The 17,575-nt window shown below is 61.0% G+C and carries 14 protein-coding genes; 12 read left to right on the top strand and 2 right to left on the bottom strand.

Annotated elements, in window-relative coordinates:
• Positions 1-44 precede the first annotated feature (44 nt).
• From AD668_RS18760 to AD668_RS18720, 9 genes are all read left to right on the top strand, one after another.
• Positions 45-1,100 (top strand): spermidine/putrescine ABC transporter substrate-binding protein, encoded by a 1,056-nt coding sequence (locus AD668_RS18760; RefSeq protein ID WP_053161129.1) that lies wholly within the window; start codon positions 45-47, stop codon positions 1,098-1,100.
• An 82-nt stretch (positions 1,101-1,182) separates the two neighbouring features.
• The gene (locus AD668_RS18755; RefSeq protein WP_053161127.1) at positions 1,183-2,043 is read left to right on the top strand and encodes an ABC transporter permease; all 861 of its coding nucleotides are present in this window, start codon (positions 1,183-1,185) and stop codon (positions 2,041-2,043) included.
• Positions 2,040-2,846: an ABC transporter permease gene (locus AD668_RS18750; protein ID WP_053161126.1), complete on the top strand. Its 807-nt coding sequence runs from the start codon at positions 2,040-2,042 to the stop codon at positions 2,844-2,846. Before AD668_RS18755 ends, AD668_RS18750 begins: the two co-directional genes overlap by 4 nt.
• Entirely contained in the window at positions 2,839-3,918 is a 1,080-nt protein-coding gene (locus AD668_RS18745; protein ID WP_053161125.1) for an ABC transporter ATP-binding protein, read from the top strand. Before AD668_RS18750 ends, AD668_RS18745 begins: the two co-directional genes overlap by 8 nt.
• Before the next feature lie 32 nt (positions 3,919-3,950).
• Entirely contained in the window at positions 3,951-5,234 is a 1,284-nt protein-coding gene (locus AD668_RS18740; protein ID WP_053161122.1) for a glycosyltransferase, read from the top strand.
• Positions 5,227-5,595, top strand: a complete 369-nt coding sequence (locus tag AD668_RS18735) for a cupin domain-containing protein (RefSeq protein WP_053161121.1) — start codon at positions 5,227-5,229, stop codon at positions 5,593-5,595. The genes AD668_RS18740 and AD668_RS18735 overlap by 8 nt, the downstream gene beginning before the upstream one ends.
• Before the next feature lie 145 nt (positions 5,596-5,740).
• Positions 5,741-6,085 carry a cupin domain-containing protein gene (locus AD668_RS18730; RefSeq protein ID WP_053161120.1) on the top strand — a complete coding sequence of 115 codons (345 nt, stop codon included), beginning with the start codon at positions 5,741-5,743 and terminating at the stop codon, positions 6,083-6,085.
• 5 nt (positions 6,086-6,090) lie between these two features.
• Positions 6,091-7,164, top strand: coding sequence for an aminoglycoside phosphotransferase family protein (locus tag AD668_RS18725; protein ID WP_053161118.1), 1,074 nt, complete (start codon positions 6,091-6,093; stop codon positions 7,162-7,164).
• Positions 7,145-8,653, top strand: a complete 1,509-nt coding sequence (locus AD668_RS18720; RefSeq protein ID WP_053161116.1) for an aldehyde dehydrogenase — start codon at positions 7,145-7,147, stop codon at positions 8,651-8,653. The genes AD668_RS18725 and AD668_RS18720 overlap by 20 nt, the downstream gene beginning before the upstream one ends.
• 329 nt (positions 8,654-8,982) lie before the next feature.
• On the opposite strand, the gene AD668_RS18715 is transcribed toward AD668_RS18720, so the two are convergent.
• Positions 8,983-13,041 (bottom strand): bifunctional nitrate reductase/sulfite reductase flavoprotein subunit alpha, encoded by a 4,059-nt coding sequence (locus tag AD668_RS18715; protein WP_053161114.1) that lies wholly within the window; start codon positions 13,039-13,041, stop codon positions 8,983-8,985.
• A 289-nt stretch (positions 13,042-13,330) separates the two neighbouring features.
• On the opposite strand from AD668_RS18715, the gene AD668_RS18710 reads away from it, so the two are divergent.
• The 3 genes from AD668_RS18710 (at position 13,331) to nirD (ending at position 16,580) form a co-directional block, all read left to right on the top strand.
• The gene (locus AD668_RS18710) at positions 13,331-13,543 is read left to right on the top strand and encodes a hypothetical protein (protein WP_156322368.1); all 213 of its coding nucleotides are present in this window, start codon (positions 13,331-13,333) and stop codon (positions 13,541-13,543) included.
• A 101-nt stretch (positions 13,544-13,644) separates the two neighbouring features.
• The gene (gene nirB, locus AD668_RS18705) at positions 13,645-16,206 is read left to right on the top strand and encodes a nitrite reductase large subunit NirB (RefSeq protein ID WP_053161110.1); all 2,562 of its coding nucleotides are present in this window, start codon (positions 13,645-13,647) and stop codon (positions 16,204-16,206) included.
• Entirely contained in the window at positions 16,206-16,580 is a 375-nt protein-coding gene (nirD, locus tag AD668_RS18700; RefSeq protein WP_053161108.1) for a nitrite reductase small subunit NirD, read from the top strand. Before nirB ends, nirD begins: the two co-directional genes overlap by 1 nt.
• A gap of 35 nt (positions 16,581-16,615) precedes the next feature.
• Here the strand turns inward: nirD and AD668_RS18695 are convergent, their stop codons facing one another.
• Positions 16,616-17,575 carry an HlyD family secretion protein gene (locus AD668_RS18695; protein WP_053161107.1) on the bottom strand — a complete coding sequence of 320 codons (960 nt, stop codon included), beginning with the start codon at positions 17,573-17,575 and terminating at the stop codon, positions 16,616-16,618.

Here is a 17,575-nt window from a genome sequence, read left to right as displayed (position 1 = left end):
TGCCTTCGAACACAACAAAACAAACAATCGTCGGGTGAGTATTTATGAGCAAGCTGAATGATCTTCTGTGCGCAGGATTGGCCGTTTCCCTGGCGATCGCTTCACAGGCTGCAAGTGCGAAAGACATGGTGATCTCCATCTGGGACGGCTACATGGCCCCGGATGCGCTGGAGAAGTTCAAGGTGGCCAGCGGTGTGGACGTCGACAAGGCGCTGCACGCCACCAACGAAGAAATCATGGGCAAGCTCATGGCGTCCGGCGGTGAAGGGTATGACGTGGTGTTCGTCTCCTCGCCCTTCGCCGAAGTCCTGCACAAGCAGGGGCTGCTGGCGGACATCGATCCGGTCAAAGTGCCCAACCTGAAAAACCTCTATCCCGAAGCCACCCAGCTGGAATACGACGCCGGCAACCATTTCTCGGTGCCCTACACCTGGGGCACGACCGGTATTTGCTATCGCTCCGACAAGGTGACACCGGCACCACAAAGCTGGAACGAGCTGCTTAATCCGAGCGATGCGCTCAAGGGCAAGGTGACGATGCTGGCTACCGACCGCTGGATGCTCGGCGCCGGTTTCCTCGCCAAGGGCTGGTCGGTCAACGACAGTGACCCGGCGCAGATCGCCGCCGTTCGCGATCAACTGATCGCCACCAAGAAACGCATCCTGTCCTTCGACGACACCACCTTCTACTCCAAGCTCGCATCCGGCGAATCGCTGATGGCCCACGCCTGGGACGGCTGGTGCAACTACGGCACCCAGGCCAACGCGGCGATCAAGTTCGTGGTGCCCAAGGAAGGTTCCGATCTGTGGGTAGACACCATGGTGGTGCTCAAAAGTTCGAAGCACCAGGAAGAGGCCTTCAAGTTCATCAACTTCATGCTGGCCAAGGAAAACCACGTATGGGTTGCTGAAAACATCCTCTACAAAATCCCCAACCAGGCCGCAATGGCCGGGTTGTCCGCTGACCTGCTCAAGCAATACCCCAACCTGACCATGACGCCGAGCGAGCTGGTGAAGATGGAGCAATTGCGCGATCTGGGCGGCACCACGCAAAAGGCCTACACCCGCGCCGTGACCGAAATCATGGCGGCGCAGAACTAACGCCGCATCGATCCGGGGCCTGCCCGGCAGGTCCCGCCACGTTCGCAAGCCGCCTCTGTCCCGAGGCGGGAGGATAGGGTTAATGAGTGCTTTGCATGCTGACAGGCGGCTGTCGGCCTGGCTTCTTGCGCCCGGCTTCGGCTGGCTGCTGATGTTTCTGGTGGTGCCCTGTTTGCTGGTGCTGGTCTACAGCTTCGTCGAACGCGGTGCGTATGGCGGCATTGATTGGTTGTTTACCTGGGAAAACTACCAGCGCGCCTTCGATCCGCTGTACCTGGGCATCTTGCTCAAGTCGGCAAAAATCGCCGGGCTGGCCACGCTGTTTGCGGTGCTGATCGGCTACCCGGCCGCCTATGCGATTGCCCGTGCGCCACGGCGGCGTCAGGCGGTTTATCTTTTTCTGGTGATGCTGCCGTTCTGGAGCAACTACCTGATCCGCACTTACGCCTGGATCGTCCTGCTCAATCGCGAAGGCCTGATCAACCGCCTGTTGCAACTGCTCGGCTACAGCGGCGAACCCATCAGTTTGCTGTACACCGAATCGGCCGTGGTACTCGGGTTGGTCTACAACTACATCCCCTTTGTGATCCTGGCGATTTTCTCCTCGCTGTCGCGCATCAACAACGAACTCTGGGACGCCTCCAGAGACCTCGGCGCTTCGGGCTGGATGACGTTCCGCCGGATCATTCTGCCGTTGAGCGTTCCCGGCATCGCCGCAGGCTCGGTGTTTGTCTTTGTGCTGAGTATCGGCAACTTCATCACCGCTGACCTGTTGGGTGGCAAACAGGTGCAGATGGTCGGCAACCTGATCTACTCGCAGTTCCTCACCGCGCGGGACTGGCCGTTCGGTGCGGCGCTGAGCTTCTTCCTGATCGCGATCATGCTGGTGCTGTTGTTCATCCAGGCACTGGTGGCGCGCCGTGCAGAAGGGGCACGCTCATGAGCCAGTCACGTTCGGTCAGCGGCGCCGTACTGAGTTCGCACCTGGGCCTGGTGTACGCCTTCCTTTATATACCGATCCTGGTGTTGATCCTGTTGTCGTTCAACAAGTCCGGATTGCCGACCGCCTGGGGCGGCGTATCGCTGAAGTGGTACGCGGCACTGGCGCACAACACGGCAATCCTGTCGGCGGCGCTCAATACCCTGATCGTGGCGCTGTCGGCGACCTTCATTGCCTGTGTGCTCGGGACGTTCCTGGCGCTGGGCATCGAGTTGCGCCGCAAGGACAGCCACAAGGGGCAGGTGGTCGACACCCTGCTGATGGCGCCGATGATCATTCCCGACATCGTGCTGGCGATTGCGCTGCTGAGCTTTTTCAACCTGCTCAAGGTCGGTCTGGGCCTGCACTCGATCATCATCAGCCACGCGGTGTTCAACATCGCCTTCGTGTGCGCCGTGGTGCGCACGCGGCTCAAGCACTTCGACTACTCGATCCTCGAAGCCTCGATCGACCTCGGCGCGAGCTGGTTCACCACGTTCCGCCGGGTGCTGTTGCCGGTGATTTTTCCCGGTGTGCTGGCTGGTGGATTGCTCTCGTTCACCCTGTCGGTGGACGAATTCATCATCGCCTTTTTCAACTCCGGCTCCGGCCAGGCGTCGACGACTTTGCCCATGCAGATCTACGCCATGATCCGCTTCGGCGTCACCCCGGAAATCAACGCTCTGGCGACGCTGGTGATGCTGGTCAGCATCACCGCGCTGCTGGCTTCGCAGCGTCTCAACAAGGCTCCTCGCACCCATGAATAATTCTTCTGCGGTACTGATCCTGGACAAGGTCAGCAAGTCTTATGGCAACGGTCTGGCGGTCGACGAGGTGTCACTGAGCATCCGCGAGAACGAGTTTTTCGCGCTGCTCGGTCCGTCCGGCTGCGGCAAAACCACGCTGTTGCGCATGCTCGCCGGTTTCGAGACCCCCAGCGGTGGCTGCATTTATCTGGATGGCAACGACATCTCGCCACTGCCGCCGAACAAGCGTCCGTTGAACCTGATGTTTCAGTCCTATGCGCTGTTTCCCAACATGACCGTGCGCAAGAACATCGCCTACGGTCTGGAAATGGAGCGCCTGCCGGAAAGCGAAATCCGCCGTCGTGTCGATGAAGTGCTGAGCACCGCGCAACTGGGTGAGCTGGCCGAGCGCAAGCCCGATCAGCTTTCCGGTGGCCAGCGCCAGCGGGTGGCGCTGGCGCGGGCATTGGTCAAACGTCCGCGTGTGTTGCTGCTCGACGAGCCGTTGGGCGCACTCGACAAAAAACTGCGGGAAAAAATGCAGCTGGAACTCAAGCGCCTGCAACACGAGAGCGGCATCACCTTCATCATCGTCACCCACGACCAGGAAGAAGCCCTGGTGATGTCCGACCGCATGGCGGTGCTCGACGGCGGCAAGGTCTGCCAGTGCGGTAGCCCGACCGAGCTTTACGAAAACCCCAACAGCCGCTTCGTGGCCAACTTCATCGGCGTCAGCAACCTGCTCGAAGGTGTGCGCTCGGGTCAGCACTCGGTGCGGGTCAATGGCCAGGAACTGAAGGTAGACACCGACGCACCACTGGTAAGCGGCCAGGCAGTCGCCGTGGTGGTGCGCCCGGAACGCCTGCAAGTGCTGACGGAGCAGGGCGGCGAATGCGCCAACCAGGTCAGCGGCAAGATCGTCGAAGTCGCCTACCACGGCCTCGACACCAACCTGCATGTACTGACACCGCTCAGCGACAAACCGCTGATCGTGCGTGTGCCGTCCTCTCAGTTTGAATTCGCCCATTTTGCAATCGACACGACCATCCGGCTGGGCTGGCAGGCCCGGCATGCCCGCGTATTGACGCGCTGAACAATAAAAAGACCCGGCAGGAGTAGCACTCGATGAAACAGAAAGTGATCGCATTCTTCCCCGAAGCCGCCTATGGCCCGGCGCTCAATTCAGTCGGCATCGCCCAGGCCTGTGAAGCCCTGGGCCACAAAGCGGTGTTCCTCACCGACCCGGGCATGAGCGGTGTGTACGCCGGTTATGGTTTTGAGGAGCACATGGTGAACATGTCGGCACCCATGCCGGCCGAAGAAATGGCCCGCTACTGGGTGGATTTCATCAACGGGCACATTCCGAACTTCCGCAAGTCACCGTTGGCGCAGATCGACAACTACGTCAAGGAATGCTGGGCGGCCATCGTTGAAACCGCGAAGTGGGCGCAAAAGGATCTGCCTGCGGTGCTGGACAAGGTCAAGCCCGACCTGATCTGCGTCGACAACGTGATCCTGTTCCCCGCGATCAAGCAGTACGGCAAACCGTGGGTGCGGATCATTTCCTGCTCGGAAAACGAGATCGAAGACCCGGATATCCCGCCGCACCTGTCGGGTATGAGCATCGACGACAAGGTCGGTCATGCGCAATTTCGCCAGCGCTTTGAAGAGGTGATCGAGCCGATTCACGAGGACTTCAACCAGTTCCTGCAAGCCCATGGAGAGGCGCCGTATCCGCTGGGTACGTTCTTCGAAGCTTCGCCGTTCATGAACCTGCTGTTGTACCCGGACGCGGTCAAGTTCGACCGGCGTCATCCGCTGCCGGCCGAACGTTTCCATTACCTGCAAGGTTGCGTGCGTCACGACACGCCGTATGAGATTCCGCAGTTCCACGTGCATAACGACAAGCCGTTGCTGTATGCGAGTTTCGGCAGCCTCGGTTCCGGCGATGTCGATTTGCTCAAGCGCCTGATCGAGGCGGTGGGCAAGCTGCCTTACCGGGCGCTGTTCAATGTCGGCGAACACCTCGACGAATACCCGGACCTGCCGGACAACGTGCAGATTTCCAACTGGTTCCCGCAACCGTCGGTGATTGCCCAGGTCGATGCGGTGATCCACCACGGCGGCAACAACAGCTTCACCGAGTGCCTGTTCTTCGGCAAACCGGCGATTGTCATGTCCTACGTCTGGGACGGCCACGACAACGCCATGCGCGCCGAAGAAAGCGGCCACGGCTTCAAGCTCGACCGCTATGAGTGGAGTGAAGAACAGCTCGCGGAAAAACTCCACGCCTGCCTCAACGACGAGGCGATGCGCCAACGCCTGCAGCGCACCAGCGCGCAAATGCAATCACGCAAGGGGCCGCAAGACGCGGCCGCGATTCTCGACAAGGTGCTCAACGATGCCTGACTCATCCACCACGGCGGGTATCACGCCGTACCTCGAAGCCGTCAGCAGCCGCACCGACCTGGTGGACTGGGGCGTGCAGAGCGATGCCGTCGAAGGCGTCTCGCATTCCAGCGGCCGCTTGCTGTTCAAGGGCCCGAACAACAGCCCGGAAACCGGATTGTGGGTGTGTACTCCGGGCCGCTGGCGGTTGTCGATTCCCCGGGATGAGCTGTGTCATTTCATCGCAGGGCATGCGACTTACCGCAACGACAACGGCGAAGTGATTGAAGTGCGCCCCAACACGCTGGTGCTGTTCCCGGCCGGCTGGACCGGCGAGTGCGACGTGCGGGAAACCCTGCGCAACGTGTACATGCTGGCCTGAGCCTGGAAAAACACTGCAACCCCTGTAGCAGCCGGCTTGCTGGCGATAGCGGTACGCCGGGCGACATCTGTGTCGACTGTCCCGACGCAATCGCCGGCAAGCCGGCTCCTACAGGTTACCGACCGACTTTTATTGGAGAAAATGTATGACTACCCCGTTTCTGTACGACCCGCTGAGCATTACCGACGTCAAGGATTGGGGCGTGATCCCGACCATGCTCGAAGGTCAATCCCGTGTGTCCGGCGTGGTGCTGCACAAAGGACCCGAAGGCCAGTCTGAATGCGGCATCTGGATCTGCACCCCGGGCAAGTGGTTTTGCCATGTCACCAGCGACGAGTTCTGCCATTTCCTCGAAGGCCGCTGCACCTATGTGCACGAGTCCGGCGAAGTGATCGAGATCAAACCGGACACCGCCGCGTTTTTCCGCAAGGACTGGAAAGGCGTGTGCACCGTCCACGAGACCATCAAAAAGGTCTACATGATCCGGTGACCGCCATGACAGATGCTCTGGCGTCATTGCCAACCCGTGAAGACCTGCGCGCAGCGTTTCTGGCACGCGCCGGTTATGCCGACGCAGTGCTGACCGCGCTGCCTGCGGATGCGTCGACACGACGCTACTTTCGTCTGGACGGCGCCGGTTTGTTGCTGATGGATTCGCCCCCCCACAGCGAACCCATCGCCCCGTTTGTGCAGATCGCCCGGCAGTTGCAGGGGCTGGGCCTGTCCGCGCCAGCCTTGCTGCAAGTCGACGAGGCGACGGGGCTGGCGCTGATCGAGGACTTCGGACACGACACCTACACCCGGCTGCTGGCGGCCGGGTATTCGGAGGCGGGGCTGTATCACCTGGCCGTCGATACCTTGGTGACGCTGCATCGCGCGCCATCGACCAATGAAGTGGCGCCCTACGACGAACAGCGGCTGGCAGACGAATACGCGTTGTTTATCGACTGGTACGTGCCGCTGTTGATCGGCAAAGAGATGGCGCAAAAGCTGCGCAATGAATACCTGGCGCTGTTCGCCGACGCCTGCCACGACGTTGCAAAACGCCGAGAAGCCTTGGTGCTGCGCGACTTCCACGTCGACAACCTGATGCTGCTGCAAGGCCGCGAAGGTGTCGCGGCCTGCGGCTTGCTGGATTTTCAGGACGCTCTGGTCGGTGCGGCGGCCTATGACCTGATGTCGCTGCTCGAAGACGCCCGGCGCGATGTGCCTGAAGCGTTGCGAGAAAAACTGATCACCCTTTACCTGATGCAACGCCCGGAGCTGGATGCCCAGCGTTTTCTTGCCGATTACCGCTGCCTGGCAGCCCAGCGTCACGCCAAGGTGCTGGGGATTTTTGTGCGCCTGGCCGGTCGTGACGGCAAGCACGGTTATCTGACGCACCTGCCGCGCACGCTGGGGCTGTTTGTCCGCGCCCTGGACGCCGAAGCCTTGGCACCGCTGCGCCAATGGCTCGACCGGCATGTGCCGGTCTGGCGTGATGACCTGTCCGCCGAGACCCTGGCGATGTTGCGCCAAACCCCTTATCGATTGGTTAAAGGATCAACCCATGGCCACGTTCAACACTGATATTGCATTGCGTTTCATCAATTGCGAATTCCTGCCGCTGACCGTTGGGCACGTGCGTGAAGTGCTCGACCCCGCGACGTGGCAGCCGGTCGGGCAGGTCGGCTTGTGCGGCGAAGCAGACGTACAAGCCGCCATCGATGCCGCCACTGCTGCGCAAAAACAATGGCGCGTAGTCGATGCCAAAAGCCGTGCCGCACGCCTGCATCAACTGGCCAATGCCATCGAACAGAACCTTGCCTGCAACCGTGAAGTCGCTCGCTTGATGACCCTGGAAATGGGCAAGCCGTTTCCCGAGGCCATGGGCGAACTGGCGAACTGCGCGCCGATCTTTCGCTATTACGCGGAAATGGCCCGGGACGATGCCGGCAAGGTCGCCGGCACCACGCAGATTGGCTCGTTCCAGCATGTGCGTTACGAGCCGTATGGCGTCAGTGTGCACATCATGCCGTTCAACTTTCCGATCCTGTTGATGTGCTGGACGGTCGCCGCGTCCTTGGCAGCGGGCAACGCCTGCATCATCAAACCGGCGGAAGCCACGACTCTGTGCACCCTCAAGTTCATGGAGCATTTCACGGCGCTGTTGCCGGGGCTGGTGTCCTGCGTGCCGGGCGATGCTGCAACCGCGCAGCGGCTGGTGCAGTCGGAGCAGACCCACGCGGTCGCGTTCACCGGCAGCGTGGCGGCGGGCAAAGCCGTGGCCGTGGCCTGTGCCGAGCGCATGAAGCCGTGCGTGATCGAGGCCGGTGGCAGCGATCCTCTGATCATTTCCAGACACGCACCGCTGGAAGTCGCAGCGGCCGGTGCGGTGACCGCGGCGTTCCACCTCAGCGGGCAAATCTGCACCTCGGCGGAACGCTTTTATGTGGTCGACGAGATTCATGACGAGTTTGTCGCGAAGTTTGCCGAACGCACCCGCGCCTTGCGTATCGGTCATGGCCTGGAGCGCTCGGAGATCGGGCCGATGGTCAGCGAGGTGGCGCGCAACAAGGTCATGCGTCTGGTCGATGATGCCGTGGCCAAGGGCGCGACGGTGGTCTGCGGCGGGCGGGTTCCGCCACAGCACAGCGTGGGCTGGTTCTATGAGCCGACCATTCTCACCGGTGTGACCGGCGACATGGCCATTTTGCAGGAGGAGTGCTTCGGTCCGGTGGCAGCGATCTGCCGTGTGAGCGATTTCGATGAAGCGGTGCGCTTGGCCAATGATTCGCCGTTCGGCCTCGGCGCATCGCTGTTTTCCACCGACCTGGCCGAAGCCATGGAGGCCGCCGAGCGACTGGAGGCGGGCATGGTCTGGGTCAACAACCCGTTGATCGACAACGATGCGCTGCCGTTCGGTGGCTGGAAGATGTCGGGGCTTGGCCGTGAATTGGGGCGTCAGGGCCTTGAGGCATTCCGCCGCTCGAAAATGGTCATCATCGATCACCAACCGAAAGTCCAGGACTGGTGGTATCCGTACGCCGACGACGTGTTCTATCGCGATCCGAGCTGAAACCGGGGGGCTGAAAACCCGTCAGCGTTTATTTCCTCCCATATGGAACTGAAAACCATTCTTGACGTCGAACCCTTTACCGGTGAGCGGACGTCATAAATTGTTACAGCCCCGCACGCCAGTATGAAGCTTCCTGTCGATGGGAAGCTTTGCCGCCAAACAGGCAGGAGGCGTGTGATGGGGAGGTTAGCGATGTACAAGTTCTTTGCGGCTTACCTGTGCGCTTGCGTGCTGCTGCAGTGGGGCGTTGCACAGGCGTCGCCATGGATCGCGTCACACGTTCTGCTCAAGTGGATTCTTTGATCGGCTGAGCCTGTCAGGCTCAGTTTTCAGTAAACATCCCGCAAATAGCGTTTCTGCTCGTTCAACCGGCGCCAGTAATCACTGGCGTTTTCGGCGCTGAGTCCACCGTGGTTTTGTGCCACCTCGCGCAAGGCCCGATCGACATCCCTGGCCATCTGGCTGGCGTCGCCACAGACGTACAGCTGCGCACCCTCCTGCAACCAGCGCCACAGGTCTGCGCCTTGTTCGCGAATCCGGTCCTGCACGTAGATCTTCTGCGACTGGTCGCGGGAGAATGCCAGGCTCAGTTGCGTCAGCGTGCCGTCGCGCTGCAGGCCTTGCAGTTCGTCGCGGTAGTAGAAGTCGGTGGCGGCGTGTTGCTCGCCGAAGAACAGCCAGTTCTTGCCTTGGTCGCCCCGGGCGCGCCGCTCTTGCAGGAAGGCGCGAAAGGGCGCGACACCGGTGCCTGGGCCAATCATGATCATCGGCACGTTGCCATCGGCCGGTGCGCGAAAGTGCTTCGACGGCTGGACGAACACCGGCACGTTGCCGCCCTGGGCGCGGTCGGCGAGAAAGGTCGAAGACACGCCTTTGCGTTTGCCATAGCGCACGGCAGCCACGGTGAGATGGATTTCCCGAGGGTGCGCCTTGGGGCTTGAAGCGATGGAGTACAGGCGCGGTTGCAGGCGTTTCAACGTCCCCAGCAATTCGCTCGCCGAGCAATCCACCGGAAACTCCTGCAACACGTCCGCCAGTTGCCGGCCCCACAGCCAATCCTTCAATTCGGCTTTACGCTCGCCGCCCAGCAGTTGTTTCAGTCCGGGGTTGGTGCTGCGCTCGGCGATGAACGCCAGGGTTTCGCTGTTCGGGCGGGCGATTTCGAAATGCTCGGTCAGGGCTTGATGCAGCGGCACTTCGCCGCGTTGATCGACGCTCACGGCTGTTTCGCCGTGCAACCGGGTCAGATCGAGAAGTTCGCTGACCAGTTCAGGGCAGTTGCGCGGGTAAACGCCCAGGGCATCTCCGGCCTCGTAGCGCAAGTCAGAATCCGCCAGGTCGAGAGCGAACATCCGGGTTTCTTTGTTCGGGCTCTGGCTGTTGAGGTGCAGGTTGGTCAGCAGACGTGAGGCGAAAGGTTTGGCTTTGGCCGATGTCTCGACGGGACGGATGCCAGCACTTGGCATCGGTTCGACGATCACTGACGGCTTCAGGGCTTTGCGTAGATCGGCGAGCCAGAGGTCTGCTTGCTCCTCGAATTCGGTATCGCAATCCACCCGCTCCAGAAGACGTGTTGCACCCAATTCTCGCAGGCGTTGGTCGAGTTTCTTGCCATGCTGGCAGAACTGGTCGTAGTTGGGATCGCCCAATGCGAGCACGGCAAAGCGCAGTGACTCCAGGCGCGTCTCGGCGGTATTGAGGGTATGCCAGAAGCCTTCGCCGTTGTCCGGTGGGTCGCCGTCGCCGAAGGTGCTGCTGATCAGTGCCAACGTCTGGGTATTGGCGAGTTTGCTGGCGGGAAAGTCCGCCATCGCGCTCAGCTCCACGCTGACACCGTCGTCCCGCAGACACGCGGCAAATCGCTCGGCCAGCGCCTCGGCATTGCCGGTCTGCGAGGCCCACAACAAGGTCACGGCCGGTTGATCGGTGACTGTCGCCGGGCGCGGGCTATCAGGTTCAACCCGACTGAACAGCCCGCCGAGAACGCCGTCCAGCCAGAGTCGCGTATCCGCAGCCAAAGGCGCGTTGGACGGCATGACCGGTACGCCGCTCACTTGACGACCGGCCGGGGATTGCAGGCCGCTGATAAAACCGGCGAGGTAGGTGCGTTCACGATCATTGAGTTGAGGAGACGGCAGGCTGCTGATGCCCACGAGGTCAGCGAAGGCCGAGAGGCTCGACATGGCAATTTCCTCTGTTAAAGCGGGGAGTGGGGTGACCGTGGCCGGCGCCGGGGTATCGAGGAACCGGTGACCGATCAGCTCGACCCGTTGCAGGGCGACGGCGCAGAACTTGAGTTCCGGCTGCTGCGAAAGGGCGTCGACGGCGTCGTTGGTGACGGCGTTGATTGCCAGGTGCTCGCCGAACACATCGCTCCAGTGAAACGGCGCAAAGCAATTGCCCTGACGCACCCGGTCGGTCACCACGGCGGGCAACACGGCGCGGCCGCGCACTGAACGCACTTCGACCGGGTCCTTGTCCTTGAGGCCCAGCTGACGTGCATCCTCAGGGTGAATTTCAATGAACGGCCCCGGATTGAGTTTGTTCAGCGTCTCGACTTTGCCGGTCTTGGTCAGGGTGTGCCATTGGTGCTGCAAGCGACCGGTGTTGAGCACGAAGGGAAAGGCTTCGTCGGGCATTTCGGCGGGCGGCAGGTGGGGACGCGGCAGGAAAATGCCTTTGCCGTGGCTGGTCGGAAACGTGATGGCGCAGGCGCTGTCAGCGATGCCCTTGTCGACGTAACGAATCGGATTGCGATCATTGGCGGACTCCAAAGAGCAAGGCCATTGCAGTGGATTCGCTCGCAAGCGGGGGTAACTGGCGCCGCGAATGTCATAGCCGGTGGCCGGGTTCCAGGCACGTTTGATTTCTTCAAACACGTCGCTGGCGTCGGCATAAGTGAAGGCTTCGGCGAAGCCCATCGCACACGCCACTCGAGCGACGATTTGCCAGTCGGGCAGGGTTTCGCCGGGCGCTTCCACGGCTTTTTGCATCAGTGTCAGGTTGCGCTCGGAGTTGATCATCACACCTTCGGCTTCGGCCCAGAGAGCGCCCGGCAGCAGGATGTCGGCGTAGCGGTTGGTCTCGGTATCGAGAAAGGCATCCTGGGTGACGACCAGTTCCGCCGCCTGCAAACCCTCGATGACATTCTGCCGATTGGGCGCGGACGCCACCGGGTTGGTGCAGATGATCCAGCAGGCCTTGATCTGGCCAAGGCGCATTTGCTCGAACATTGCCACGGTGCCGCCGCTGACCGTCGTCGGCAGATTGCCACGGGGGATGTCCCACAGGTCTTCTATAAATGAACGGTCAGCCTCGGCCAGTACCGAACGTTGTCCCGGCAATCCAGGCCCCATGTAGCCCATCTCACGGCCGCCCATGGCATTCGGTTGGCCGGTCAGGGAAAACGGCCCGCTGCCCGGTCGGCAGATCGCGCCGGTGGCCAGGTGCAGGTTGCACAGCGCGTTGGTGTTCCAGGTGCCGTGGGTGCTTTGGTTCAGGCCCATGGTCCAGCAACTCATCCATTCAGCGGCCTCGCCAATCCATTGCGCGGCTTGGCGAATGTCCGCCTCAGGAAGGCCGGTGATCTCGGCAACCTTGTCTGCTGGGTAGTCCTCCAGGAACTCGGGCATGGCCTCCCAACCTTGGGTGAAGGAGGCGATGAAGGCCGGGTCGGTGTGGCCGTTTTTCACCAGCAAGTGCAGCAAACCGTTGAGCAGGGCCAGGTCGGTACCGGGTTTGATGGGCAGGAACAGGTCGGCCTTGAGCGCCGTGGCACTGCGCCGTGGATCGACGACGATCAGCTTCGCCCCGGCCTTGACCCGGTCCATCATGCGCAGGAACAGAATCGGGTGACAGTCGGCCATGTTGGCGCCGATCACGAAGAACAGGTCGGCGTGATCGAAGTCGTCATAAGAGCCGGGTGGCCCGTCGGCCCCCAGGGACAGTTTGTAGCCGCTGCTGGCGCTGGCCATGCACAGGCGGGAATTGGATTCGATGTGAGGGGTGCGGACAAACCCCTTGGCCAGTTTGTTGACCAGGTATTGGGCCTCCAGCGACATCTGCCCGGACACGTAGAAGGACAAGGCTTCGGGGCCGTGGGTATCAAGCACCTGGCGCAGTCTGGCGGCGGTTTCGCCGATGGCGTTGTCCATCGTCACGCGCACCGGGTCACGATTGCGTTCATGACGCAGGTAGGCGTTGTCCATGCGTCCCGACTCGGCAATCGCCTGGCCGCAGGTCGTACCCTTGGTGCACAGACGACCGGCATTGCTCGGGTGGGCCTTGTCGCCGGTCACCTTGATCACGCGATTGTCTTCAACCTGCATGACGATGCCGCAGCCAACACCGCAATAGGGACACACGCTGCGTACGGTTTTACTGGCCATCTTCGCCCCTTGAATCAGTTGCTTGCACTTGCCGAACCCGCAAACAAAAAAGGCGCCATGTGACCCTTCCGTTAAAACGGGGGTTACACGGCGCCTTTGTCGTATGTGGGCAATCAGCGTTGACTGCCTATTGGTGAGGTTCTAGCAAGTCACGCGCCAGAATGCTCGAACGCGGTGTTATCTCTGCTGAGCAGCGCATTCGGGGCTGCGGATGACGGCGCGGGCGCGTGCGAATCTGCACTTTTTTAAAGCGCTGGCGGACCGCATCGCACCAGTCGGAAGCGAAGCCGTGAGTGTTCATCCGGGCGGGTTTGTGCGGCTGGATGAACGCAAACCGTTGGTGCCAATGGGGTTGCAGGGCTTTTGCTGTCGACTGGCACAGTTGCTGCAAACGTCATCATCAAGTCCATGGGTTTTCCCGTGGAAAGCCCTCTCGGTCAACGACGATCGACTGGCCGCACAGGTCGAGGGCAACATCGGTGGATCAGGCACAGCCGTCTGATTTCAACACCATAAAAGAACAGGCAAAGACGCCTGGAACCGCAAGGTTTCAGGCGTTTTTTTTTGCTTTTTGAACCGTGATGGATTGGCCGGGTGCTTCTTATGAATTCCAATGTTGCCACTTTGAACAAACTGCAAACGCTGGTCGTGATCGGCAATGGCATGGTCGGACATCATTGCGTCGAGCAACTGATCGAGCGCGGTGCCCTCGACCATTACCGGTTACACGTATTCAGCGAAGAGCCGATGCGCGCCTATGACCGTGTGCACCTTTCCGAGTACTTCACCGGTCGCGATGCCGAGTCATTGGCGCTGGGTGAGGCGGCGCTGTACCAGACGTCTGGCATCACGCTGCACCTGGGTGTGCCGGTGCTGGAGATCGACCGTGAACGCCGCGAAGTCATCACCGCCCAAGGCAGTGTCGCTTACGACAAACTGGTGCTGGCCACCGGGTCCTATCCGTTTGTGCCACCGATTGAAGGCGCCAAGGGTGACTCGCGGCTGGTGTATCGCACCCTCGAAGACCTCGACGCGATTCGTGCGGCGGCGACCAATGCCCGGCGCGGTGTGGTGGTCGGCGGCGGGTTGCTCGGCCTGGAAGCGGCCAACGCCCTGAAAAGCCTCGGGCTGGAAGCGCATGTGGTGGAATTTGCCCCGCGCCTGATGCCGGTACAACTGGACGAATACGGCGGTCGTGCGCTCAAGGCGCAAATCGAGCGACTCGGCGTCGGCGTGCATCTGGCACGCGGCACGCAGTCGATCAGCGCGGGTGAGCAGTATCGCTACCGGATGAATTTCGGCAATGACGAATTTCTTGAAGCCGACCTGATCGTGTTCTCTGCCGGGATCCGTGCGCAGGATGCGCTGGGCCGTCAATGTGCACTGGAAATCGGCCCGCGTGGCGGTGTGGTCATCGACGATAACTGCGTGAGCAGCGACCCCGACATCTATGCCATCGGCGAATGCGCTTCGTGGAATGGCAGCCTGTTCGGGCTGGTCGCACCGGGATACCAGATGGCCCGCAGCGTTGCGACGCGCCTGTGCCAGCAGGACGCCGAGCCGTTCACTGGCGCCGACATGTCGACCAAGCTGAAACTGCTCGGTGTCGATGTCGGTTCCATCGGCGACGCCCATGGCAATACACCAGGTGCCCGCAGCTATCAGTTCATCGATGAAGCCACGGCGAGCTACCGGCGCCTGGTGGTCGACGAATCGGGCAAACGCGTGCTCGGTGCTGTGCTGGTCGGCGACAACAGTTACTACGATACCTTGCTGCAATACATGCAGAACGCCATTGCCTTGCCGGCAGAACCGGCCAGCCTGATTTTGCCGTCGTCGACCGGCGCACCGACCCTGGGCCCCGGCGCACTGCCGGAATCGGCCACGGTGTGCTCGTGCCACAACGTCACCAAGGGCGCGATTTGCTCGGCCATCGACGGCGGTTGCAGCGACCTTGGCTTGCTCAAATCGCAAACCAAGGCCTGTACCGGTTGCGGCGGTTGCGCCGGATTGCTCAAGCAAGTGTTCGAGCACGAGTTGATTGCCCGTGGTGTCAGCGTCGATAAAAGCCTGTGCGAGCACTTTGCCTACACCCGTCAGGAACTCTATGCACTGGTGCGCGTGGAAGGGGTCATCACCTTCGAAGAACTGCTGGCCAAACACGGTCGCGGCCATACCGGTTGCGATGTGTGCAAACCGGCGGTGGGCTCGATTCTCGCCTCGTGCTGGAACCAGCCGATCATGGACGCCTCGCTGGTGCCGTTACAGGACACCAACGATACGTTCATGGCCAACATGCAGAAAAATGGCACCTACTCGGTAGTACCGCGGATTCCGGGAGGCGAGATCACCGCTGACAAACTGATCGCCATCGGTGTGGTGGCGAAAAAGTACGACCTCTACACCAAGATCACCGGGGGCCAGCGCATCGATCTCTTTGGTGCCCAATTGCATCAGTTGCCGGAGATCTGGGGCGAGTTGATTGAGGCCGGTTTTGAAACCGGCCACGCCTACGGCAAATCGACCCGCACCGTTAAGTCTTGCGTGGGCAGCACCTGGTGCCGTTACGGCGTGCAGGACAGTGTGCAAATGGCCCTGACCATCGAGGACCGCTACAAGGGGTTGCGCTCGCCGCACAAGCTCAAGTTCGCCGTGTCCGGTTGCACCCGCGAGTGCGCCGAGGCGCAAAGCAAGGACGTGGGTGTGATCGCCACCGAGAAAGGCTGGAACCTCTACATCGCCGGCAACGGCGGCATGCGTCCGCGTCACGCCGAGCTGTTCGCCACCGACCTGGATGATCAAACCCTGATCCGCTACATCGACCGCTTCCTGATGTTCTACATCCGCACCGCCGACAAATTGCAGCGCACTTCGGTCTGGCGCGAAAGCCTGGAAGGGGGCCTGGACTACCTCAAGGACGTGATCATCGACGACAGACTGGGGCTCGGTGCCGAACTCGAATCGCAGATGCAACTGGTGGTCGATCGCTATGAATGCGAGTGGGCCAATGCCCTCAAAGACCCGGAAAAACTCAAGCGCTTCCGTACCTTCGTCAATGACAAGCGCCCGGACCCGGACATCCATTTCGTCCAGGAGCGCGGTCAGCGTCGTCCGATCATGGCCGCCGAACTCAACCTTATCCCTGTCACCGAGGAGATTGCCTGATGAGCCTTTTCAATACGCAACGCGCCGGGTCCAATCGTTCTTTGGCCTGGCAATCGGTATGCAACGAGCACGATCTGGTGAACAACTCCGGCGTCGTGGTGTGGCATGACGGCGTGCAGGTGGCGCTGTTCTACCTGCCATCGGTCGAAGGCCAGACGCTCTACGCCATCGACAACCACGACCCCAAATCCGGGGCGAATGTGATTGGTCGTGGCCTGGTCGGCAGTATCAAAGGGGATCTGGTGGTCGCTGCACCGATCTACAAACAGCACTTTCGCCTGGAAGACGGTTGCTGCCTGGAAGACCCGCAACAGCAGTTGCGGGTCTGGCCGGTGCGGCTCAATGAGGGCGTGGTGGAGATTGGCGTAGCCTGACGACCGGGTCGTCAGGCTACGTCATGCCCCGTGGATCAATGGAACGGGAAGATGTAGTTCATCCACGCTGCCATGCGCAAAAGGATCTTGCGCATCATGGCGATATGGTGGAAATGCTGGCTGTAGATAGCGGCCTGTCCGTAAGCGCCACCTGGCATCTGTTGGGCGTACTGGGCGTAATCGGGGTCGGTGATTTCAATGATCACCGGCACGCGGCCCGCCGGTGGTGAACCGGTGAAGCCGATGAGCGTGCCGGAAGGCTGGACCTGGCCCTCGGCGATCACGGAAATGACACTTTTGACCCTGCCTTCGAAGACCTTTCCGGGAATGCCGTCGAACGCGACTTCGGCTTCGTCGCCTTCGGTCAGGCGCAGCAGGCTGTTCTGGCGCATCCAGGCCGAAAAGTAATGCCCCTCGTCTGGAATGAACACCATCGATGGGCGCAATGGCAATCGGGTCGCCATCATGCCGGGACGCAACGAAACGTGGGTGACGAAACCTTTGCTCGGCGCACGGACCGTGGTGTTCTCCAGTTCGTACTGTGCATTGTCCAGCTGTGCCTTCAGGTCATCGCTGCGAGCGACGACGGTATCGAGTTCCCGTTGGGTGGCGAAATTACGTTTGATCAACTCTGTAATCCGCGCCCGGTCGTTCTGCGCGGCGATCAGTTGCGCCTTGAGGGATTTGACCCGGTATTCAAACGGGGCAGGGTCGAGGCGAAACAGAATATCGCCTTTTTCCAGCGGCTCGTTGGTCTTGACCGGCACGTCGATCACCTGGCCGCTGACCACGGGGATCACCGGCACCGAGACGAAGTAGGAACGGGCCACCTCTGAGTAGGGGTGGTTGTAGTTCATCGTGAAGATCAGCGCACCGATGATGATGATCCCGCCGAGGACCGCTGTGGGCACCGTCCATTTGTTCAACGGAATGTGGAAGATTTTGAAGATCGCAACGCAGAGGGCTGCATACGTCAGGATAAGTAAGAGATCCAT

The organism is Pseudomonas sp. P1.8, assembly GCF_001269805.1.
Classification (GTDB): domain Bacteria; phylum Pseudomonadota; class Gammaproteobacteria; order Pseudomonadales; family Pseudomonadaceae; genus Aquipseudomonas.
Note: the sequence above shows the minus strand (reverse complement) of the source record. Positions and strands in the feature narration are given on the sequence as shown.